Below are 22,313 nucleotides of genomic sequence, written 5' to 3' on the forward strand. Positions count from 1 at the left end.
AGACTGCCGATCGGGGCATCCACGTCGGGCAGGTCGATGCCCATCTTGAACAGTTCTTCCTTTGTGGTCGCGCGCATCGCCTGAATGTCCAACGATCTGAACGGACCCTTGCGCAGTTCCTGGCCGAGGAAGAAGTTACGCCACACCGGCATCAACCCCACCACCGCCAAATCCTGATAGACCGTGGCGATCCCGGTTTCCAGGGCGTGTTTGGGGGAGTCGAGTTTGATCTCCTCGCCGTCGATCAACAGTTGGCCCTCGGTCTGCTGATGCAACCCGGCCATGATCTTGATCAGGGTGGACTTGCCGGCACCGTTGTCACCGAGCACACAGGTCACCTCACCGGCATTGACGCGCAGGTTGATCCCCTTCAAGGCGATGATCGCCCCATACGATTTGCCCACATCCTTCAACTCGATCAACGGCACTTTGCCGCCGGCGGAGTCGGAATCGGGTTTGGTTTCGATAGCAGAACTCATCACTGTCACCTCTTGGATGCGTAGTTACGGAAAGCATTGTTGGCGACGACCGCGAACAGCAGCATCACGCCCATGAAGAACTTGAACCAGTCCGGGTTCCACCCGGCATACACGATGCCCTGATTGACCATGCCGAAGATGAACGCGCCGATCGCCGCACCGATCGCCGTCCCATACCCGCCGGTCAACAAGCAGCCGCCGACGACCGCGGCGATGATGTAGAAGAACTCGTTACCCACACCCTGACCCGATTGCACCGTGTCGAACGCGAACAGCAGGTGCATACCGACGAACCAGGCGCAGAACCCGACGAACATGAACATGCCGATCTTGACCGCGGTCACCGGCACACCCACCGCCCGTGCCGAGTCCTGGTTACCGCCGACGGCGAAGATCCAGTTCCCGATCCGGGTGCGCATCAACAGCCACGTCGCGAACAGGGTGAACAGCAACCACCACACCACCGTGATCCGCACCGACACCCCGAACACGGTGAACGAGGACGCGAACACCTTCTGCGCCGAATCAAACCCTTGCATGTCCGCGATCGACGGGGTCGCGACCTGACCGGTCACCAACTTGGTCACCGCCAGGTTGATACCGGTGATCATCAAAAACGTCGACAGCGTGATCAGGAACGACGGGATCTTGGTCTTCATCACCAGATAGCCGTTGAAGAACCCGACACTCAGCGACAACACCAACGCCAACGCCGCACCCAGCCACACATTCAAATGCAGGTTGTAGGCCAACATGCTTGCCGCCAGGGAGGCGAAGGTGACCGCGACACCGGTCGACAAGTCGAACTCGCCGCCGATCATCAACACCGCCACCCCACACGCCATGATCCCGATCGTCGAACTGGCGTAGAGCACCGTGGCCAGGGCTTCCGGGGAGCGGAACGGCGGGGCCACGATCAAGAAGAAGATGAAGATCGCGACCGCCCCGAACAGCGCACCCACCTCCGGGCGAACCAACAACCGCTGCAACGGCTTCTGCCGCTTCACCCGCTCATCAGTGACCACCTTGTGGGTCGAGAGGTCAAGATCTGTCTGTGTACTCATCGAAATGTCCCTTCCCGCCGGCGATCAGCGAGTGCCGGCCTTCGCGTACTTCGCGACGGCGTCGATATTGGTCTTGTCGATGAATGCCGGCCCGGTCAGTACCGCAGCGCCGCCGCCGATGGTGTTGCCGTTGGTGAGGTAGAGCCACAGCGAGTCCACTGCAAGGTAGCCCTGCAGGTACGGCTGCTGATCGACGGCCCACTCCACCTGCCCGCTCTTGATCAGGTCCACGAGCGCGGCGTTGGTGTCGAAGGTCGCGACCGCAGCTTTGCTGTTGGCAGATCCCTTGGCCTCCACCGCGGTCTGGGCGATCGACGCGTCGAGGGCGATGATGTGATCGATCGACGGATCCTGCTGGAGCTTGGCGGTCAGCGCGGCATTGACCGAGGGCATGTCGGCACTGTTCACGTTGAGTCGCTCGACGGACCCGGTTCCCGCCATGCCTTTTTCGACTCCGCTGCAGCGTGCCTCGAGGGAGACGTTGCCCTGCTCGTGGACGATGCACAGGACATTCTTGGCGCCCTCCGAGGCCAGGCGCTTGCCGGCTGCCTCACCCGCGATGTTCTCGTCCTGCCCGAAGAACTGCTGGACGCCCATGGCCTTCCACTGGTCGAAGCCCGAGTTCAGTCCGACGACAGGGATATTCGCCTCTCGGGCCTTGGCCACTGCAGGGGCCATCGCGTCGGGCTTGGCGAGGGTCACCGCGATACCGTCGACCTTGGAGTCGATTGCCGTTTGCACCAGATTCGCCTGGTTCGGGGCCTGCGGGTCGGCCGAGTACTTGAGCTCGATATTGTCCTTCTGCGCAGCGGTTTCCGCGCCCTTCTGCACCAGGTCCCAGAATGCGTTGCCCGGCACTCCGTGGGTGATCATGGCGACGGTGTAGCGCGGGGTGTTGACGGTACCGCCGGTCCCGCCGCCACTGCCGCTGCTGTCGGGTTTGCCGCCGGTGCTCGAGCAACCGGTCAGGGCGATCAGGGACGTCGCGGTGATGGCGACGGCGGCGGTCAGGACGCGGTTGCGTCGCTGTGGTGTTCTCATCGTCGGCTCCTTCGTTGAGCGTTGGTCTCGGTCTAGGATGCGCTCGGCTCCTACGTCGCCGGGCTTACTCGACCCACTGGATGCGTTCCTCGCTACGCTCGTCACTTGCTCGACCAGCGGCAAGCGGTTTGGCATCGACGAAGAACATGGGTGGATTCAGGTTTTCAGCTATCGGCGGGCAGCAGCCCGATACTGGCGAAATAGTCGCGGGTGCGGATGGCGATCTGCTTGGCACTGCCCGGCGGGGCCGGGTACATGTCCTGTTCGATGATCAGGCGCAAATCCTTGTTCAGGGCTGCCAGATCGGCGAGCAGCGGCTCCATCGTCGGAACCCCCAGGGGCGGTTCGACCATCGCGCCACGCTGGACGGCCTCGTAGAACCCGACATGGTCCTCGCGTGCCTTGGCTGCGACACCCGGGTCGACCTGCTTGAGGTGGATGTAGCTGATGCGGTCGGGGTACTGGGCGATCAGTTCCCGGTTGTCGCCGGAGCAGTAGGAGACGTGGCCGGTGTCGAGGCACATCGACACGGCCTGCGGGTCGGTGTCGTCGAGAAACTTCTCGATGAACCGCTGTGTGTCGACGTGGGTGTCCACGTGCGGATGGAAACCCTGTGTCACGTTGTAGGTTTCGGTCACCGCGCGGCCGAGTGCGGAGTGCCCGTCGACCAGGTTGCGCCACTCGTCGGCCGAGAGTTCCGCCGCCTGGGTCAGTGCACCGGTGTGCAGGTCGGTGTACTGCTCGGGCAGGGTCACGAGATGGTGGACATCCATGGCCGACAACAGGTCACACACATCGAAGGCATCCTTGCGAGCCTGCTCGAGCGCGTCCGGGCCACGATGCAATGCGGTGCCGACGGTTCCGCCGGTCAGCGACAGTCCCCGCTTGCCGAGTTCGTCCTTGAGCTGTTCCGGATTGGTCGGCAGGTAGCCGAACGGGCCGAGTTCGATGGTGCGGTAGCCGGCTTCGACGACCTCGTCGAGGAAGGTGCTCCAGTGCGGTTGCTTGGGGTCGTCGGGAAACCAGATGCCCCACGAATCGGGTGCGGTGCCGAGGCTGAGCCGGGAGAAGGTCGGGTCGGCGACGGCGGGTGTGGTGTCGGTGAGCGGTGAATTCATCTGTGGTCCAATCGGTTGGGGTGGGTTCGGTGGATCTCGATGCGGCGCCTCGCTTCGCTCGGAGCCTTACTCGATCATCGGTAAGTGTCAGCGGATCTCGATGCCGCTCCTCGCCTTACTCGATCAACGGAAAGTGTCAGCGGATCTCGATGCGCTCCTCGCCTTACTCGATCAACGGAAAGTATCGGTGGATCTCGATGCGGCGCCTCGCTTCGCTCGGAGCCTTACTCGATCAACGGGGGGACGGCAGGATCTCGATGCGCTCCTCGCTTACTCGATCAACGAAATGGGAAGCGCCGCAGCAGCGAAGCGAGCCTCACGCCGATCGAGTAAGCGAGCGAGCTTGCGAGCCCGCGTATCGAGATCGCCTGGCGGGTGATCTCGATACGCTCGTCGCTGGCGCTCCTCGCTTACTCGATCAGCGGGAAAGGCTGCCGACCGGCGCGTCGATCTCGACCGCGCGGCCCCCGGCGGCCGCCTCCTGCGCCGCGTCGACGGCCCGCATGACGCGCAGCGCGGACGGGAAGCTGGTGTCCATCGGCTCGTTGGCGAGGATGCAGCGGACAAAGTGCTGGATTTCGGCGACGAATGCCTCGGCGTACCCGGTACCTACTCCACCACCGGGCATGGCGGCGACGTCGGAGAAGTACGGGTGCTGCGGGCCGGTGAACACCCGACGCGGGCCTGCGATGGTTGCCGGTCCCTCGTTGAGGTGGATGTGGAACTCGCCGGCGGAGATGGAATCGAAACGGGCGTGGCCGTTTTCGCCGTGCACCTCGATGCCCAGCGAGTTGGGGATGCCGATGGCGATGCGGTTGACGTGGATCTGTCCGATTGCGCCGCTTTCGGTTTCGACGGTGAGCAGAGCGATGTCGTCGGTGTCGACGACGCCGGTCTTGTCGGTGCCGGGAATCGGCCGTTCGGTGATGGCGGTGTGCAGGGTCGCCGACACGATGCGGCGGATCGGTCCGACGACATGCTGCACGGTGTCCATCGCGTGGGTGCCGATGTCGATCAGCGCGCCGGCGCCGGCAGCCTCCTTGGTGTAGCGCCACGCGAACGGGGCCTGCGGGTCGGCGCCGTAGTCGGCGTTGTACCACGCGGTGAAGCTGCGGACCGAGCCGATGGCGCCGTCGGCGATCGCGTCGTGGACCGCGGCCAGCCCGGGAAGACGGCGGAAGGAGAATCCCACGCCGGTCACTGCGTCGGACGCCTCGGCCAACTCGACGAGTTCGGCGGCCTCGGCGGCGTTGCGGCCGATCGGTTTCTCCGCGAGCACGTGCTTGCCCGAACGCAGGATCGCCGGCAGCACCTCGGCGTGCACGCTGTTGGGCAGGGCCACGCTGATCGCGTCGATCGCGGGATCGTCGAGCACGCTCTGCAGATCTGCGGTTGCCTCGCGATAGCCGTAGCGATCAGCGGTGCGACGGGCCAACTCGACATTGGGATCGACGACCGCGACCAGTTCGACGTCGACCGACTCGAGTCCGGCGGCCATGGAGACGTTGCGGAATCCGAAGGCGTGGGCCTGGCCGGCGGCGCCGGCCCCGACGAGTGCCACGCGGAGGGTGCGACGGGAAGACATGGGTGAGACCTCGGCTTTCTGTGGGGATCGGTATTCGATTGGCTTCGAAACTTGGACACTTGGAGCGTTCCAGGCATTCAATGTAAGTTAGGCCACAGCATTCCGTCAATAGCCCGGGTGTAATTGCTCTACACTTGCCAATGAACTGCACAAATAGTTTTGGACCGCTCCAAGCTGATGTCCAGAACCACTGAGAGAAAGGCGCCACGGTGAGTAGATCCGGCGACCCGTCCACCACCGCCGCCCGGAGCGGCCGTCCGACGATCGTCGACGTCGCCGCGCGTGCGGGGGTCTCGAAGTCTCTCGTGTCGCTGGTGATGCGCGGTCAACCCGGTGCCAGCGAGGCCAACCGGGCGGCCGTGCTGCGCGCAGCCGAGGAGCTCGGATACCGCGCCAACGGCGCGGCCCGCGCACTGGCTCAGCAACGGACCCACACCGTGGGTGCGGTCCTGTCGGACCTCCGTAACCCCTGGTTCATCGATCTGCTCGCCGCGGTTCGCGCCGAGCTGACGCGGCAGGGACTCAGCTTGTTCCTGTCGGAGGACTTCGGCCTCGACGACGACGCCTCGGTCCTCGACGCGTTCGTGGAGGCGCGGGTCGACGGATTGCTCTGTCTCGGAACGCTTCCACCGGCCGCGCATCTACTCGCGACGGCCCGGCAATTGCCGACAGTGGTGGCCGCCGGGCGCGAGCCCGACCTGCCGAATGTCGACGTGGTGACCGGCGACGACCGCACGGGTGCGGCCCGTGCGGTGGAACATCTTGTGGCACTGGGACACCGGCGGATCGCCCATCTGGCGGGCACCGGCCGCGCCGCCGACCTGCGCACCGCCGGTTATCGCGAGGAGATGCATCGCCACGGCCTCGACGAGTTCATTCAGGTCGAGGTGAGCGATCGCTCGGAGTCCGGGGACCAGTCGGCGGCCGCCGCGCTCCTCGGCGCAGAGCATCGACCCACCGCAATCCTCGCCAACAACGACTACGCCGCGGTGATCGCCATGTCGTTCGCCGAAACCCTCGGGCTGCGCACCCCCGACGACCTCAGCGTCGTCGGCTACGACAACAGTTACCTCGCCCGCCTCGGCTACATCGGATTGACGACCATCGACAACAACTACACCGACATGGGAAAGCTTGCGGTGCAACGACTTGTGGCGCGGATCGCCGATCCGGACTCGTCGCGGACGGTCACGCTACTGGATCCGGTGCTGCGGGTGGGCAAGACGTCTTCGGCGCTGCGGTGAATGGTTCTTCCCCCTGATCTCCAAAGACCCTCCAGGAGCTCGCGGAGGGTTCTCGCAAAGCAGGGGGATGAACTGGAATCGAGGGGTTCAACCCCGCGCCGCGGCGATGCCGGCCCGCCGACCGAAGAAGCTTCCGTCGCCGAGTGACGTGCCGGATGCGTATCCGCCGGCACAGACGCCGGCCGTGCAGCGACCGGCCGCGAACAGTCCGGGGATCGGGTCGCCGGAGACGTGCAGCACCGCCGAGTCCACGGTCGTGCGCAGGCCGCCCAGCGTGAAGCCGCCGGTCATCCCGCGCAGGTCGATCGCACCGACCGGTGAGCCGAGCGGCTTCACCCATTCGGACTGCTTGCCGAACAACGGATCCTCGCCGTTGCGGGCATGACGGTTGTAGACCTCGACGGTCGCCTGCAGCGATCCCGCGGGCAGTCCCATGTCGGCTTCGAGTTCCTCGACCGTCTCGCCCACCCATTTGAGCGGCGCCGCGATCGCGGCACTCGACGACGGGCGGGCGATGCCCTCTTCGTACGACGCCTCGTCGATGATCAAATACGCCTGGTTGTCGTTCTCGATCAGGGTCGCCTGTCCGATGCGGCCGGGGTAGGTGTCCTCGTTGATGTATCGCTGTCCCTTGCCGTTGACCAGGATTCCGCGGACCAACAGCTGCGGATTGCAGAAGATGGCGACCTCGGTGGCGTCCATGTGTGCCAGGTCGGCGCCGAGTGCCTGTGCCATGCGGATGGATTGCCCGTCGTGTTCCTCGATCGAAGCGGCGGGCCGATTGATCAGCCGCGGCGCAAAGGACTCGAGCATCGTCTGGTTGTACGCGAAACTGCCGGTGGCCAAGACAACTCCGTTGCGGGCCCGGATCGCGATCTCCCGGCCGTACTGCGTCGCCCGAAGGCCGACCACTCGACCACTCGAGTCGACGATGAGGCTCTGGGCGCGCACGTCGTACACCGAACGCACACCGAGAGACGCGGCCAGGTCGGTGAGCGGCTTCATGAGCATGTAGCCGCCGCCCCTGGATGTGCTCGTGTGCTTCTCCGCCGCGGGCATCCGGGGAACATGGCCGCGTGGCGCGGGCGGAATGGTCGCGTCGAACGGCGCCGCGTTCTCCCCACCCGAGTACATCAGCCCCTCGTCGCCGGGCGGCTCCCAGCCCGGCTCTGCCCAGAATGCGTCCTTGAACGGCACCCCGCACTCGTCGACAAGCCAGTGATAGTGCTCGACGCTGCCCTCGCAGTAGGCGTCGATCTTCGCCTCGTCGACACCGGGCCCGAGTGCCGCCTTCATGAACGCCTTCATGGCGTCGACCGTGTCGTCGAATCCGCATGCCTTCTGCAGGGGCGTACCGCCACCGAGGTAGATGAAACCGCCGGCCATCGCGGCTGCACCGCCCCATCCCCCGGTTCGTTCCAGCACCAGGACATCCGCCCCGCTCTGGGCTGCGCCGACTGCGGCCGCGGCACCGGCCACCCCGTATCCGGCGACGACCACATCGGCCTCGTGGTCCCAGACGGTGATCTGTTCGGCGGGAACGGGTCGAAGTGATGTTGACGTCGACATGGGATGGGCCTCCACCGAATCGGTTAGCGGACCCGGCCGACTCTGCCGACCGGGCCGGGCACACCGCAAGGGTGTCTCCCGGAGAGCGGGAAGCCCGGAATCGATGTGAGGAGAACCGGGTTCACGCCACGGCCTCGGTCAGGTAGGCTCGCTCGATTCGATGGGGGTCGGCGCGCAGCGAGGCCGCGGTGTCGTCGACAACGACCGAACCATGGACCAATACCGTTGCCCGGTCGGCGATTCCGAGCGCAAGATGTACATGCTGTTCGACCAGAACCACGGCCAATCCGTCGTCGGCGGCGAGGCGACGCAGCACGCCGAGGATCTCGTCGACGATCACCGGCGCGAGACCCATGCTGAGTTCGTCGATCAGCAACACCTTGGGTCGCTGCACGATCGCGCGTCCGATGGCGAGCATCTGCTGCTCGCCGCCGGAGAGCCGGCCGGCGTCGACCTTCAGGCGTTTCTCCAATGCCGGGAACAGGTCGACCACCTGATCCACGGCGTCGGCGCGACGCGCACGCTGCGGCACGGCCAGACGGAGATTCTGGACCGTGGACAGTTGCCGGAACAGTGCCCGGTCGTCGGGCACGAGCACCATCCCGGCGCGTACTGCGTCTCGGGGATGACCGGAACCGACGGAGACGCCGTCCACCTCGACGGTCCCTCCGAAGCGCGGCAGGAGTCCGGCCAGCGACAGGAGCAGCGTGGTCTTCCCGGCACCGTTCGGGCCGAGCAGACAGGTGATCTCGCCGGGAGCGACGGCCAAGTCGACCTCGCGCACACAGGGACGTTGCTTGAAGTAGCCGGTGCTCAAACCGCGACAATCCAGGGCGTTCACGACATGACCTCCTCGGTATCGGCCGGCGCAGTGACGGGATCGGATTCCGGTGCCGCCAGCTCCGGGATCGCCTCGTGGTCGAGATCGATATCCCCGGTGGGCATTCCGAGGTAGGCGCGGACGACGTTCTCGTCGGATCGGATCTCGGCCGGGGTCCCGGATGCGATGACCTTGCCCAGGTCGAGGACCACCACCCGGTCACAGATCGAGAGCACCAGATCCATGTCGTGGTCGACCATCAGGATCGAGATGCCGGCGTCGCGGGCCATGCGCAGACGCTCACCGAGCCATTGGCTCTCGGTGCTGTCCAGTCCGGCTGCCGGCTCGTCGAGCAACGCGACCCTCGGCGTCGCCGCAAGCACCCGGGCCACCGACACCAGCTGGCGTTGTCCCTGCGACAGGGTCGCCACCTCCGCCTCCGCGGCGTCGTCGAGCCCCACCATCGACAGCACCCGGTGAACCCGTTGTGCCACATCCTCAGTCGAGGACGACCGACTCGCACCCACGGTGACGTTCTCGGCGACCGACAGGTCGTCGTAGAGTTCGACGTCCTGGAAGCTGCGGCCCAGTCCGCGACGCGCCCGCTGATGCGGCAGCAGCGAACTGATGTCCTCGCCGCCGAGGATGACCTCGCCGGACGCACGGGCAAAACCGGTGATGGCGTCGATGACCGTCGTCTTGCCCGCACCGTTGGGTCCGATCAGACCGATGATCTCGCCGGGGCGGACATCGAACGAAACATCCTCGGCCGCTTGCACTGCTCCGTATCGCACACCGATGTTGCGGATCTGCAGACAGGGCTCCGCCGACTCGTCGACGCCGGACTCGCCGGCCGCCGGGGCCGGGATCGGCACCGCCGCGTCGGCCGTACCGGAATGCTTGGTACGGAACGGGTTCGGGATCGACGGCCACGGCACCGCCGGCAGTTTGGACGCGACGCCGTCGGGGTTGGCCACCACGGTGACGATCAGCAGGATGCCGCTGATCATCGCGTAGTACTCACCGAGATGCAGGAATCGGTCCACCAGGAGGTAGAGCACACCGCCCGGGGCCAGCACACCCGCGAGGATGCCGCCGGTGATCGAGGTGATGCCGGCGATGTACATGGCCGCGAACAGCGTGATGCCCACGAACACCGTGAACGGTTCGGGGGTGGCCAACGTCTGCTGGTAACCCATCAAGGACCCGGCAAGTCCGGCGACGAACGCCCCGATTGCGAAGGCCGCCAACTTGGTTCGCGCGACGTTGATGCCGGTGGCGGCGGCCGAGCGTTCATTGGCCCGAACGGCGAGCATGTCGGTACCGAGCGTGCTGCGACGCAGCCACGCGGTACCGAGACCCACGATGATGAGCGTGACCAGACACAGCAGTCCGAACGCGATTCGTGGATAGTTCTCCCCCGCACCGATGCCGAGGTTGATGCCGAAGATACTCGGCGCGTCGATCGGCGAACCGTTCACGCCGCCGTTGAACGACGGATTGCGGAACCAGAACGCCTCGAGGAACACCGCCAGTGCGAGTGTGACGACGGTCAACGGGAGCCCGCGCACCCGCAGTGCGGGGAGACCGACGATGACGCCGATCGCCGTGGCGACGAGCGCGGCGAGGATGGGCGCGAACGGAAACGGAATCCCCAGATGGGTGTTGATCGCGCTGAGCGCGTATGCCGATACCCCCGCGAGCGTCAACTGCGCCAGCGACACCTGACCGGCATAGCCGGTGACGATCACCTGGGACAGGGCCAGCACGCCGAAGATGATGCTGGTGACGATGGCGGCCCGGTAGCTGCCCGAGGTGACGAGCAGGGCGACGACGGCGACCCCCGCCGCGATCACGGTGGGCAGGAACACGTGTGCCGGTCGGGGCGCACGGCCCAGCGCCTGCCGGACGACGCTACCCCGGTCGGGCAGCGGACGCCCCTTGAACACCAGAAACCCGAGGATCAGGACCAGTGGGATTGCCTCGGACATACCGGTTTTGGGAAACCAGTCGAATGTTCCCTGCAGATTGGTGACCTCGGCCTGCAGGCTGCCGATGACGATGCCCGCGGTGACGGTCAGCGCGATCGACGAGAAGTTGCCGACCAGGGTTGCGGCCAGCGCCGGCACGATGAACATCGTGTAGGCAACGGGATTGAGGGAGACCAACGGGGCGATGAGGATGCCGCCGAGCCCGGCGACCACCGACGACAACGCCCAGTTGCTGAACGCTATCCTGTCCGGCGACAGACCGGTGAGGTAGGCGCCTTTCTCCGATTCCGCGGCGGCCTCGGTGGCGACGCCGAATCGGGTGAACCGGAACATGAGTCCTGCCGCGACGGCGATCGCGACGATCGCGACGGCGAGCCAGATGCGGTCGGTGGGTGCCGGGCTGTCCCCGATCGTAATGGTCTTGAGAGGGAAGATCGGTTCGACAAGCGGGAGCTGCGTCCCCACGCGCTGGGCGATCACGGCTTGCAGCACGATCATCAACCCGATCGAGGCCACCGCCTTGGCGACCACCGACGAGGTTCGCATGGGCCGGAAGATCAGTGCGTAGCAGAGTATTCCGAGAATCGCCGCGATGACGAGGGATATCGCCATGGCCGGTGCCACCCCAAGCGGCTGACCGAGGTCAACCGTCTTGGGGAGGCCCGGGATCGGGACCATCAGCTCTCCCGTCCTCAGCAGGACATAGGTGTACGCGGTGTACAGGGCGACGGCGCCGGTCGCGAAGTTCACGACGCCGGAACTCTTGAACGTCATCACGAGCGCGAGCCCGAGCGCCGCGTACACGGCGCCATTGCCGAGACCGAGCACGAGATAAGCGAGATGGTCTGTCATGGTGGTGATTTCCTTAAACGGTGGCCTCGGACTGAGGGACTAGGCGGCCGGCGCCTGGCCCGTCAGCTTCAGATCGACCGGCACACCCTGGTCGTTGATGGTGCCGTAGAGCATCTGGCTCGAGCAGATCGACGGCATCTGCGGGACGGCAGTGCCGTTGCAGGTGAACGTGATTCCGCCACCGGCGGGCATCTCGACGTTCTTGGACGACTTCAGGGCCGCCTTGAGGGCGGCGGGCGTGGGATCACCGGTCACGCTGTTCGTCGCGCGGACGAATCCGAGCAGCGTCTGGTAGCCCGACGAGCCGGGACCGGTCACCGAGAGGTCCGGGGCATACTGCGCCATCACCGACCGGTACAGGACCGAATCCGGCTTGTCCGAAAGGTAATCGGTGGCGGTGAGTCCGATCTGCCCCTTGACGGTGTCCATCCCGACCACCTTGGTGACCGAAGGGTCGAGGCACGGCGGGATGAGCATCTTCTTCACGGTCGGGTCGGTGGTCTGTACCGCCTTGAGCACCGATGCACACGTGGCCGGGTCGGCGATGATGTTGATGCCGCCGGGCTTGGACGACAGGCCGCTGGTGACCAACGGGGTGGGGTCGGGCACGCCGAGCGGGATCGGGACCACCTTCAGATCGACACCGAAGCCCTTGAAGATCGGCGCACCCATCTGGCTGATGATGTTGCCCATTCCGCCGCCGTCACTCGCGAAGATCGTGACGGAGTTGATGCCGTTCTCCTTGGAGGCTGTGGCCACGGAGGTGAGAGTGCCCGGAAGTCCCGCCGAGAGTGCGGCCACGTCCGGCGAGGTCAACTCGACAGCAGAGGTGCCGTTGAGCGTGACGTATGGGATGCCTGCGCCGGTGATGATCGGAACCACGGCGGGCCCCATCGACGTGCCCCCGGTCAACACGGCCGCGACCTTGTCCTCGACGAACTGGTTGGCACAGGCGGTCGCCGACGTCGGGTCTTCCTGCTGCTTGCAGACGACGAGGTCGACGGGATGCCCGGCGAGCCCGCCGCCGTTGTTGTTCACGTACTTGACTGCGGCTTCGGCGCCCTCCCGGTACTCGGGCAGAGAGACCGCGGCGCCGCCCTCGCTGGACAGGAACCCGATCTTGATCGGGGTACCCTTGGCCGCGTTGGCCGGCAGCGTTGTGGTGGGTGCGGACGCGGCACTGCTGCCTTCGTCCGATGAGCTGCTGCTGCATGCTGTCGCACCGAGCGTGCCGAATAGCGCCAGTGCACTGACACTGGCAACGGTTCGCCGATGGCGAACCAGACCGCCGAGTTTCATTTCGTAGGACTCCTTACATGAAGAACAGCGAGCGCCGCGTGATCGACACGGTGCCGGTCACATCGAATACCTCGCGTGATGCACATCACCTGAAGGTGGCAGCAATGGTCAGTCTGCGGACACCGGAGCGGCATCCGGTGACCGTTTCCCGTTCACCGGGAGACTCGCGCGAGAGATCGCAGATCGACGGCGAGCGATCGTCGAACCCTTTGCCTGACAAACGAAAACAGTCCCTGACACGGCCAGTGGTGCCGTCAGAGACCGGTCACGGTACGCCGCGGAGGGTGTCAGCGCGACGGCGCGAATGGCTGACCGCGTACCGCGGCAGCGAGCAGGCGGTGTGCGTCCTCCGCGCCGTCGAGCGCTCGGCTGGTGCGGCGGTTGACCCGCCAGCCGGATTCGGTGCGCACGAGTTCCCAGTGATGCGCCGTCGCCCGCTCGACGAAGAATCCGTCCGGCCGATGCAGGATCAACAGCGAATAGCTTGCCGCCGTGGCGGTGTCACCGTCGACGGTGGTGTGCACCGGACCCTGGATCGGTTCGCACATCGAGGGATCCGGCCGAGAGCACGACCTCGAAGCCCGGTGGCACCTCGATCGCGTCGAGCATCGAGCGCAGCCGGCTGTGCGACAGTCCGAACGGCACCCACCCGTCGCCGAGTTCCGTCGCCCGCCGAAGTGATCGAGCGGTACGCCCGCCGACCCACAACGGCACCCGGTCCTGGACCGCATGGGGGTCGACGATGACGTCGCCGAACGAGTGGTACTCGCCGCGATAGTCGGGTGTGCTCGTCGAGAGCGCGCACCTCAGCGCACGCATCGCGTCGTCGGCGCGGGACCGCGGTCGTCGAACGGTACGCCGAGCAGCTCGAACTCCTCCCGCAACGAGCCGACCCCACGCCGATTGTCAGTCGTCCACCGCTGACCAGATCCAACGTCCCAAAGCGTTTGGCGATCTCGAGTGGGTGGTGATAACCGAGGACCAGCACCTGCGTGAGCAATCTGATGCGCCGAGTACGCGCGGCCAGAAAACCGAAGGTGACCAACGGATCCCAATAGGTGCCGCCGCGTTGCGCGGCGATCTCGTTCGGTACCGCGACATGCTCGCTGCAGGTGAGATACTCGAATCCGAGTTCATCTGCGGTCGTGGCGATCTCGGCCAGCTCGGCGATCCCGGCATCGGCCTCCCAGGCGGCGTGGGCGCCCGGGAACCGGGTGACGATCGGACTCGTGATGCCGATGCGCATCGGTTCAGCCGCGTCGGGTGTCGACGAGTTCGGTGTCGCGCTTGGCGAAGAGTCTCTGCATCGCCGCGTAGGATTCGAGAAGCAGTTCGGCACGGTTGGCCCGGAACGTTTCGCGACACCGGGGGACGTAGTGCTTCAGGTCGGTCACGGATCGCATCCCCTCCAGTGGTGGTCATTGGGATGGTGGTCGTCGCGACCGTGGTGGTGTGCCGAGAGTCCCGGTGAATGGGACGGGAATATCGGCGCGATCACCAGTCGTCGAACGGGAGGATGGTGGGCACCTTCGGACGGACATCCCCTACCGAAATGGTGCGAAACCGCGGAACCGCCGCAGGTAGCCGACGATCCGGTGCAGCGGAACCGACCGCGGCCAATCGTCGGACCGGAAGTAGGCGTCGGAGCCGCCGTCAACGAAGAGAACACTGCCACAGAGAAATTGGGCCGAATCGGACAGCATGAACACAACCCAGTCGGCCAACTGGCCGGCATCTCCGAAGCCGCCGATGGGCACCGGGAAGCTCCTGATCGCCTTCGCCTCTGCGGGAGTCGACAATTGCTTCTCGAGCAACGGGGTCATGATCGCACCCGGGGCGAGAGCGTTGAGTCGGATGCCAGCACCCGCCCAGTCGCGAGTCACCGCATGACGCCGCACCCACTGACTCACCGCGATCTTCGACGCCGCGTAGGTGATCGCCGGTGCGTTACGTCCGAAGATCCGCACAGCCTTGAGCACGCCGTCGACATCGCCACGATGGAACGACCTCAGGGCGCGGCGGGGTACCGCCGGTGTGGTGGTGGTCGAGTTGCTCGAGAACACCACCACCTTCGCGTCGGTCGCTGCGGCCAGGGCCGGCCGCCACGCCTCCAACAGCTCGACCACCCCGAAGTAGTTCACTTCCGCGATCAACCGGGGCCGATCCTTGCCGGGAGTCGGCCCCAACCCCGCCGCCAACACGGCCCCGTCGAGGTGCCCACCGGAGCGCTCCAGCACTGTTTCGACGGCGGCCCGGCGGCCGTCCGCGGTGGACAGGTCAGCGATCACCTCGGCGTCCCCGAGATCGACCCCGATGACCGTATTCCCCTGGCCACGAAGCTTTTCCGCAACCTCACGGCCCATGCCGGACGCCGATCCGGTCACCGCGTAGACACCCACCATCCCCACCTCTGCAATCCACGAAGATCGGCAACCCGTTGCCGATCGATATTTGACACACTACGCCAAAAATGTTGTCCTGAACACATGCCCAGCGATCCGACGGGGAACACATCCCCTGCGCGACGCGGGCGCGGCCGGCCCAGCATCCTGGATGCCGCGGCCGTGTCCGAGGCCGCGATCGAGGCGTGGTCGGAACAGGGCTTCGCCTCCACGAGCTGGTCGGATCTCTCGAAGAGAACCGGAATCAGCACGCGGACACTCATCCGACACTTCCCCACCAAGGCCGATATCGCCTGGGTCGGCGTCGACTCGGCCACCACACGGCTTCGCGATGCGCTGCGGGCCACTCCCCCGCACACGCCGCTGTCGACGGCCCTTCGCGAGGCCGTCGTCGAGTCCACATCACGACATCCGCAGGTTCGCCGCGTCGGCCACAAGTGGCTACGCCTGATCTCCGACGAGCCGGAACTCGCTGCGCGCGCACAGCATGCGTACCAACCGTGGATCGACACGATCGCGGAGTACATCGCCCAGCGGATTCCCGAGGTCCCACAAGCCGTCTGCCGCGCACTCGCCACGGCCTACCAGGCCGTCGCCTTTGCCGCGCTCACCGAGTGGGCCGACGCGGGTGCCGTCGGCGACTCCGCCGACGCTGTCGACGAGATGCTGAGATGGATGCCCGTCGGACTTCCCCAGGCCATGCCCACAGACCCGGAACGTGACGGCACCCGACCCACGAGGTTTGGCAGCCCGGAAAGCCGATGACCGCGGCTCACCGTCGACCTGCCACCGCCCTCGTGTTCTGGTGACCCGCTTCACAACGAGCACGTCATATGACACAATTCCTAATTGAAATAGCCATGTCAGAGCGATACAGCCCCAGAACAGGAGCACCGACATGACCGCCACGCAAGAACTCGCCCTCGATGCGCAGTCCGCCCCGAGCGCGATCCTGGATCGGCTGTCACTGATCCTCGACGCGTTTGACGGGCGCGGGAGTCTGAGCCTTGCCGAGGTGGTGTTGCGCACCGGACTGCCCCGATCGTCGGCCCATCGGATGCTCGATCGTCTGGTGGCCCTCAGGTGGCTGAGTCGCGAGGGTCGCAACTACAGCCTGGGCATCCGACTGGTCGAGTTGGGGTCGCTGGCGGTGCATCAGGATCGCGTCCACGCCGCATCCGTCGAGCATCTGCAACATCTGTACCGCGCCACCGGCATGGTCGTGCATCTCGCCGTGCTCGACGGCACGGACGTCGTCTACCTGGACAAGATCGGCGGCCAGCTGGCCGCGCACGTCCCGACCCGGATCGGCGGACGCCGGCCTGCGGTCCAGTCTGCGCTCGGCAAGGCCCTGCTGGCCTACAGCGGCGGGCAAGAGCCCGGCGACGACCTGATACGAGAACGCGGTGTCGCGTGTGAGCGCAACACGTCCCTCAGCGGCTTCGGCTGCATCGCCTCGCCGATCGGTCCGATCGGCGAGGCCACGACGGCGGTATCGATCTGCGGACCGCTGCGGGACATGACCTTTGACTCGGCGATGATCGCACCGGTGCGTCTGACCGCCGGTGCCATCTGGCGGACGATGTCCGGCGGTGTCCGCGTCACGCCCACGCTGCAGCGCCGAAACATGTTGCGCTCACTGCCCACAGCCGCCCGGGTACGGGCGGAGGGCTGAGCCACCGCACCGTGCTCCCTGCTCGCCCACCCGGCCGCGACCGCGGGATCATTCAGGGTCCGAGGCCGCGTCGTCGGGTAGTGCGCGCCAGACGCCCGGATGACGCGGCACCGGCATGCCCCTGCTGTCATGCTCGGCGCTACCGCGATACCGTTCGGCCGCCGCGTCGATGTCGTCGAGCAGCTGTTCCGCCAGCGCGACCTCGGCGTCGTAATACCGTTGAGCCCAGCGCAGACTCATCTGCGAGAACGCCCAGCCCGGCTCCGCATCGGAATGATCGGCGTGCAGCCCGGCGCGACGGGCGCTGTCCCGGAGATTCTCGATGTGCGCGTGCACGATTCGTTTGAGATCGTCCGGTTCCTGCACATGGCCCATCCACAGTCGAAGCATCACACCGTGTTTGAGCACCGGAAGGTCGACTTCGGATTGGCGTGACCAGTTGCGGAGCGCGCCGATGCCGGTATCGGTGATGCGGTAGACCCGGCGGCCCCGCACACCTTCGTCGTTGATCACCCGTGACGTCACGAGTGATTGGTCCTCGAGCTTCTTGAGCTCGGCGTAGACCTGGCTCACCGACGGGCTCCAGTAGAAGAATCCGATACTCCAGTCGGCCCACTTCTTCAGATCGTTGCCGGTCAGTTCTTCACCGAATGCCAGCATGCCGAGCACCGCCCAACTGGTGGCCGGCAGGGTCGGATAGGCATCGGATTCGGCATCCATGTCCCGGCACATTACCAACGGATTCTTCACGATTCGCGGAACCCGACAGCTCTCCCGGCCACCGGGAATCACCGGACCCGGATGGGCTCGCCCCCCGATAGCGTGAGCATCATGAACGACCGCACCATCTATGTCGTGGATCAGGTCGTGCTGCAACCCGGAAAAGGCCGTGAGTTCATCGACGCCTACCTGAGTGAGTACGCACCTGGCGCCGTCGACCGTGGACTGACCCTCGACCGCGTTCTCGTGAGCCCCCCGGTGTGGCTCGACGACGAGCCCACCACCGTGACCGCCCTGTGGACGGTGGCCGGGCCCGCCGCGTGGTGGCACGCCGCGATCAGGGGACGCCACGACCTGAGCACCGTGCAATGGTGGGAGTCGGTGGCGCCGTTGATCGTTCGACGCAGTCGTTCCATGGCGGCCGCAGCCGCGGATGTGGAAGGACTCTGCGATGTATGAGGTCACACGTCTCATCGGACTGGGCGATCCCGCCGACGACGCAGCGGCCACGATCGTCACCAAACGCCTGACGGCGGCCGCCACGGCGGCGGCACCCGACCGCATGCTCGTCGAGCGCACCCTGCCCGGGGTCCGAAACGGCGGCGACCTGATCGTCCACCTGCAGTTCGACAGTCCCGCGGACTGGCAACTGCGCCGCGACGGTGTCGACGCCGCCGGCACCGGTCCGTTGATCGCCCATGTCGACGGCGTCGAGTACCACGCCGGCCCACGGACATGGTGTGGTCGTCGACGTGATGCCTTCGCGGGCACCGTGTACCGCACGCTGCTGTTGCGCGTCGACGATTCGGCATCGCCAGAACACGTGGCCGACTTCGAACGCTCGCTGCTGCGCATGCCGCACCACATGGACACGATGATCGCCTGGCAGTTGAGCCCGGTCACCGTCGCCACGGGCGCTTCACCGTGGACCCATGTGTGGGAACAGGAGTTCACCGATCTCGACGGACTGATGGGCCAGTACATGAACCATCCCGTGCACTGGGCACACGTCGACCAGTGGTTCGATCCGGAGAATCCGAACTGCATCGTGAAAGACCGCGTGTGCCATAGCTTCTGCCGACTCGACGCGCCACTGTTGGACATGGGGCCGACCCGATTGTCATCGGTCCGAGAACACTGATGCGCCGGCGCCTCCCGGCGTGTGATCACACCGAGCGGCACCGATGTCTAACGCCGCCCGAGGAATCCGAGCACCGTGGCCTCCCAGGCCGCCTTCTGCTCGATCATCACCCAGTGACCGCAGTTCGGGAAGATGTGCACCTCGCCGAACGGCAGCGTGCGCATCGGGATGATCGACATGTCCACCGGACTGACCCGATCGTCCCGGCCCCAGGTGATCAGCGTGGGCACAGACAACTTCCGCAGATTGGCCCATCCCGGCGTGGCATCGGAGTCGCGCATCGCCGCGGTCATCCGCTCGAGTGCGGCAGTGCCGTACATGGCGCGCGAACCCGCCAGGGTCTCCGGATCGGTCGCCTGCTCCCACCGCTCCTCGATCATCTCGTCGGTGACCAGAGCCTTGTCGTACACCATCGAGTGCAGCCACGCGATCAGAGTCTCCCGAGTCGGATTCTCCACGAACTCGCTCAGCCGGATGATGCCCTCACCGGGTTGCGGACCGAACAGATTGGTTCCCGCGCCACCGACGGTGACGAGCTTTTCCACGCGGCCGGGAGCCGACAACGCGAAATCGGTGGCGACGAAGCCGCCCATCGAATTACCGATCAGTCGAACACGATCGAGACCGAGTCCATCGAGGAATGCGGTGACCGCGGACCGCGCGGAGACCATCGGATGCGGTGCTCCGAAACTGTCGCTGACGCCGAACCCCGGGAACTCCAGGATCAGCGTGCGATAGTGCTCGGCCAGCGCCGGCAGGTTGCCCCGAAAGTTACGCCAGCCGGTCACCCCCGGCCCCGATCCGTGCAGCAGCAGCAGGGGCGGCCCCTCACCGCTTTCGCGGTAACGCAGGGTGCCGTGCGGCGTCGGCAGCTCGCGGAGCTCGGGCACGGTATGAGTGTCGATGTGCGTCGTCATGCGACGAGAATGCCATCGGTTCATGCCGTGGCCTGCCGCTGTTCCCGTTGAGCGGCACTGGTTCTCGGGGACTGCCCGGCGCGTGCCGACTCAGTGCAGGCGCGGAATCCGCGCGCCGACGGGCAGCTCGATCCGCGAATCCGGCAACAGCTCGTCCCGTACCGCGTGATCGATGCTGCGGCGCAGCGCCGGACACTCACGCGCAGCGTCGCCGAGCCCATGATGTCCGGCGGCGATCAATGGGCACTCGGCCGCATCCGACATCCACTGGATCGACGTGTGCACGGCACTGAACTTCTCCACCTGCACCCGACGGCCACACTGCTCACATTCGAGCGGTCTCATCGTCATCGCTGATCCCCTGCCTCCGGTTGTGCACTGACCCGACCGTAGCGACCACGAAAGAACACCAACGGCTCGAGGTCGGTGGCATGTAGGTGCCGAACGCGTGCGACGACGATGGTGTGGTCGCCCGCCTCGTGCTCGGCTGCGACCTCTGCTTCGATCCAGGCCAGGGAATCCACGAGAACAGGAGCCCCTGACGGTGACGACACCCAGGCCACGCCGCGGAATTTGTCGGTGCCGCGCGCGGCCAGTTGACGGCAGATCTGTTCTTGGGACCCGGACAGGATGTTGATCGTGAATCGGCGCGCGGTGCGTATCGCCGGCCACGACGTGCTCGTTCGCGCGACGCAGAACGCCACCAGTGGTGGGTCGAGCGACACCGACGTGAATGAGTTCGCCGCGAGGCCGGCGGGGGTGTCGGACTTCGGGTCCATGCCGATGATCGCGACCACCCCCGTCGCGAAACGACCCAGCACACTGCGCAATTGCGCACCGTCGATCCCCGGGAGTTCGTCGGCGGCCGGGACGCCACCGAGCACCGAACCCTGGTGCGTGGTCGCTGTCATCGCCTGCTCCTCGTCGCCGGAAGGATGTGACGGGAACGATAACCCCCGCCGTGTGGTGCCGGGTGGGTCATCTCCCGTTGGCCGGGACACGCACTTCGGTACCGATCGGCGATCGTTCGGCGACGAACGAAACCGTCCACTCAGTAGGAAATCCGGGACCTGCTGTGGCTCCGGCCACATACCGTGTGCAGCACAGCTCAGCTCAGCCCTCGTTCCAAGGAGCCCCGTGTGTCACATTCCGTTCCCGATCCCCTGGCGCCGGCGCGCCTGGGACCGGTGTCCCTGCGCAATCGCGTCATCAAGTCGGCGACGTTCGAACACATGACGCCCGGCGCACTGGTCAGCGACGAACTCATCGAGTTCCATCGCCAACTCGGCGCCGGCGGGGTCGGTATGACCACGGTCGCGTACTGCGCAGTCGCCCCCGAAGGCCGCACGGAGGCCGACCAACTCTGGATGCGCGACGAGGCGGTGCCCGGGCTGCGTCGACTGACCGATGCCGTCCACGCTGAGGGCGCCGCGATATCCGCCCAGATCGGCCATGCCGGCCCGGTCGCCAACGAGAAGTCGACCGGCTACCCCGCCATCAGTGCATCCCGCCGGTTCACCCCGCTCGGCATGCGGATGGTGCGAGCCGCCACCCTCGCCGACATCGAGCGCGTTCGCCTCGCGCACGGCCAGGCCACCCGACTGGCCATCGAGTCCGGGTTCGATGCGGTGGAAATCCACTTCGGGCACAACTACTTTGCGAGTTCATTTCTGAGTCCGGTACTCAACCACCGTGACGACGCCTACGGCGGCACCGTGGAGAAGAGGGCACGTCTCGTCCGGGAGACCGCCGCCGAGGTGCGCAAGGCGGCGGGCAACTCGATCGCGGTCATCGCGAAACTGAACATGGACGACGGTGTGCCGGGAGGCTTCTGGCTCGACGAGGCCATCCAGGTCGCGAAATGGCTCGAGGACGACGGTAATCTGGACGCCATCGAATTGACCATCGGCAGTTCACTGCTCAATCCGATGTACCTGTTCAAGGGTGACGCTCCGCTGACCGAGTTCGCAGGAATCATGCCGCCGGTGATGAAGTTGGGTATCAAGGCATTTGGCAAGCATTTTCTGCACAGCTATCCCTACGAGAACCTGTTCATGCTCGAGGCCGCACGTCAGATCCGCGCCAACGTGGAGATGCCCCTCGTCCTTCTCGGCGGGGTCACCAACAAGCGGGACATGGACACCGCGATGGCCGAGGGGTTCGAGTACGTGGCCATGGCCCGGGCACTGCTACGCGAACCGGATCTGATCAACAAGATCACCGCGGACGAACGCACCGAATCGCTGTGTATCCACTGCAACAAGTGCATGCCGACCATCTTCCACGGCACGCATTGCGTGCTTGCTCCACCCTCATTCTCATCCGCGTCGGCATCCACGTCGGGTGCGGCGCCGGCCGTCGAACTGGTCGAGCACTGACCCGACCGCCCCGATCGA

Annotated in this window: 22 protein-coding genes and 1 pseudogene; 6 read left to right on the top strand and 17 right to left on the bottom strand. The window is 65.9% G+C overall.

Going from position 1 to position 22,313, the window contains the following annotated elements; genetic code table 11:
• From ACWDTI_RS00005 to ACWDTI_RS00025, 5 genes are all read right to left on the bottom strand, one after another.
• The coding region (locus ACWDTI_RS00005; protein WP_449735982.1) for an ATP-binding cassette domain-containing protein at positions 1-479 on the bottom strand (479 nt) is incomplete at its 3' end.
• Between the two features lie 5 nt (positions 480-484).
• Positions 485-1,543, bottom strand: a complete 1,059-nt coding sequence (locus ACWDTI_RS00010) for an ABC transporter permease (protein ID WP_449735983.1) — start codon at positions 1,541-1,543, stop codon at positions 485-487.
• 24 nt (positions 1,544-1,567) lie between these two features.
• On the bottom strand, positions 1,568-2,584 hold the full coding sequence (locus ACWDTI_RS00015) for a substrate-binding domain-containing protein (RefSeq protein WP_449735984.1): 1,017 nt from the start codon (positions 2,582-2,584) through the stop codon (positions 1,568-1,570).
• A 164-nt stretch (positions 2,585-2,748) separates the two neighbouring features.
• A complete protein-coding gene (locus ACWDTI_RS00020; protein WP_449735985.1) occupies positions 2,749-3,702 on the bottom strand; it encodes a sugar phosphate isomerase/epimerase family protein in 954 nt (317 codons plus the stop codon).
• 418 nt (positions 3,703-4,120) lie between these two features.
• Positions 4,121-5,287 (bottom strand): Gfo/Idh/MocA family protein, encoded by a 1,167-nt coding sequence (locus ACWDTI_RS00025; RefSeq protein WP_449735986.1) that lies wholly within the window; start codon positions 5,285-5,287, stop codon positions 4,121-4,123.
• A gap of 209 nt (positions 5,288-5,496) precedes the next feature.
• Here ACWDTI_RS00025 and ACWDTI_RS00030 point away from each other — a divergent pair, with 209 nt between their 5' ends.
• Positions 5,497-6,531 carry a LacI family DNA-binding transcriptional regulator gene (locus ACWDTI_RS00030; protein WP_449735987.1) on the top strand — a complete coding sequence of 345 codons (1,035 nt, stop codon included), beginning with the start codon at positions 5,497-5,499 and terminating at the stop codon, positions 6,529-6,531.
• Between the two features lie 87 nt (positions 6,532-6,618).
• Here the strand turns inward: ACWDTI_RS00030 and ACWDTI_RS00035 are convergent, their stop codons facing one another.
• The 8 genes and pseudogenes from ACWDTI_RS00035 to ACWDTI_RS00070 all read right to left on the bottom strand — a co-directional run bounded on the left by ACWDTI_RS00035 (position 6,619) and on the right by ACWDTI_RS00070 (position 15,461).
• Positions 6,619-8,100, bottom strand: coding sequence for an FAD-dependent oxidoreductase (locus ACWDTI_RS00035; RefSeq protein WP_449735988.1), 1,482 nt, complete (start codon positions 8,098-8,100; stop codon positions 6,619-6,621).
• Between the two features lie 121 nt (positions 8,101-8,221).
• Positions 8,222-8,941, bottom strand: a complete 720-nt coding sequence (locus tag ACWDTI_RS00040; RefSeq protein ID WP_449735989.1) for an ABC transporter ATP-binding protein — start codon at positions 8,939-8,941, stop codon at positions 8,222-8,224.
• Positions 8,938-11,763, bottom strand: a complete 2,826-nt coding sequence (locus ACWDTI_RS00045; protein ID WP_449735990.1) for an ABC transporter permease subunit — start codon at positions 11,761-11,763, stop codon at positions 8,938-8,940. The genes ACWDTI_RS00040 and ACWDTI_RS00045 overlap by 4 nt, the downstream gene beginning before the upstream one ends.
• Positions 11,764-11,802: 39 nt before the next feature.
• Complete coding sequence (locus ACWDTI_RS00050) at positions 11,803-13,062, bottom strand: ABC transporter substrate-binding protein (protein ID WP_449735991.1); 1,260 nt, start codon at positions 13,060-13,062, stop codon at positions 11,803-11,805.
• A gap of 287 nt (positions 13,063-13,349) precedes the next feature.
• Positions 13,350-13,586, bottom strand: a complete 237-nt coding sequence (locus tag ACWDTI_RS00055; protein ID WP_449735992.1) for a nuclear transport factor 2 family protein — start codon at positions 13,584-13,586, stop codon at positions 13,350-13,352.
• Positions 13,587-13,611: 25 nt separating this feature from the next.
• Positions 13,612-14,308, bottom strand: a pseudogene (locus ACWDTI_RS00060) (LLM class F420-dependent oxidoreductase); the annotation flags it as partial.
• 4 nt (positions 14,309-14,312) lie between these two features.
• A complete protein-coding gene (locus ACWDTI_RS00065) occupies positions 14,313-14,456 on the bottom strand; it encodes a hypothetical protein (RefSeq protein ID WP_449735993.1) in 144 nt (47 codons plus the stop codon).
• 150 nt (positions 14,457-14,606) lie between these two features.
• On the bottom strand, positions 14,607-15,461 hold the full coding sequence (locus ACWDTI_RS00070) for an SDR family oxidoreductase (protein WP_449736480.1): 855 nt from the start codon (positions 15,459-15,461) through the stop codon (positions 14,607-14,609).
• Between the two features lie 87 nt (positions 15,462-15,548).
• On the opposite strand from ACWDTI_RS00070, the gene ACWDTI_RS00075 reads away from it, so the two are divergent.
• Both ACWDTI_RS00075 and ACWDTI_RS00080 read left to right on the top strand, forming a co-directional pair.
• Positions 15,549-16,229: a TetR/AcrR family transcriptional regulator gene (locus tag ACWDTI_RS00075; protein WP_449735994.1), complete on the top strand. Its 681-nt coding sequence runs from the start codon at positions 15,549-15,551 to the stop codon at positions 16,227-16,229.
• Positions 16,230-16,362: 133 nt separating this feature from the next.
• Positions 16,363-17,139 carry an IclR family transcriptional regulator gene (locus tag ACWDTI_RS00080; RefSeq protein WP_449735995.1) on the top strand — a complete coding sequence of 259 codons (777 nt, stop codon included), beginning with the start codon at positions 16,363-16,365 and terminating at the stop codon, positions 17,137-17,139.
• Between the two features lie 48 nt (positions 17,140-17,187).
• On the opposite strand, the gene ACWDTI_RS00085 is transcribed toward ACWDTI_RS00080, so the two are convergent.
• On the bottom strand, positions 17,188-17,859 hold the full coding sequence (locus tag ACWDTI_RS00085) for a PadR family transcriptional regulator (protein ID WP_449735996.1): 672 nt from the start codon (positions 17,857-17,859) through the stop codon (positions 17,188-17,190).
• 111 nt (positions 17,860-17,970) lie between these two features.
• Between ACWDTI_RS00085 and ACWDTI_RS00090 the strand changes: the two genes are divergently transcribed.
• The gene (locus ACWDTI_RS00090) at positions 17,971-18,318 is read left to right on the top strand and encodes a hypothetical protein (protein ID WP_449735997.1); all 348 of its coding nucleotides are present in this window, start codon (positions 17,971-17,973) and stop codon (positions 18,316-18,318) included.
• A complete protein-coding gene (locus tag ACWDTI_RS00095; protein ID WP_449735998.1) occupies positions 18,311-19,000 on the top strand; it encodes a Dabb family protein in 690 nt (229 codons plus the stop codon). Before ACWDTI_RS00090 ends, ACWDTI_RS00095 begins: the two co-directional genes overlap by 8 nt.
• Positions 19,001-19,047: 47 nt before the next feature.
• Here ACWDTI_RS00095 and ACWDTI_RS00100 read toward each other — a convergent pair whose 3' ends face one another.
• The 3 genes from ACWDTI_RS00100 to ACWDTI_RS00110 all read right to left on the bottom strand — a co-directional run bounded on the left by ACWDTI_RS00100 (position 19,048) and on the right by ACWDTI_RS00110 (position 20,828).
• Positions 19,048-19,917 carry an alpha/beta fold hydrolase gene (locus ACWDTI_RS00100; protein ID WP_449735999.1) on the bottom strand — a complete coding sequence of 290 codons (870 nt, stop codon included), beginning with the start codon at positions 19,915-19,917 and terminating at the stop codon, positions 19,048-19,050.
• A gap of 90 nt (positions 19,918-20,007) precedes the next feature.
• Complete coding sequence (locus ACWDTI_RS00105) at positions 20,008-20,268, bottom strand: hypothetical protein (RefSeq protein WP_449736000.1); 261 nt, start codon at positions 20,266-20,268, stop codon at positions 20,008-20,010.
• Positions 20,265-20,828, bottom strand: a complete 564-nt coding sequence (locus ACWDTI_RS00110) for a flavin reductase family protein (protein WP_449736001.1) — start codon at positions 20,826-20,828, stop codon at positions 20,265-20,267. Before ACWDTI_RS00110 ends, ACWDTI_RS00105 begins: the two co-directional genes overlap by 4 nt.
• A 228-nt stretch (positions 20,829-21,056) precedes the next feature.
• Between ACWDTI_RS00110 and ACWDTI_RS00115 the strand changes: the two genes are divergently transcribed.
• Positions 21,057-22,295: an NADH:flavin oxidoreductase gene (locus ACWDTI_RS00115; protein WP_449736002.1), complete on the top strand. Its 1,239-nt coding sequence runs from the start codon at positions 21,057-21,059 to the stop codon at positions 22,293-22,295.
• Positions 22,296-22,313 lie beyond the last annotated feature (18 nt).

The organism is Gordonia sp. NPDC003424, assembly GCF_053588655.1.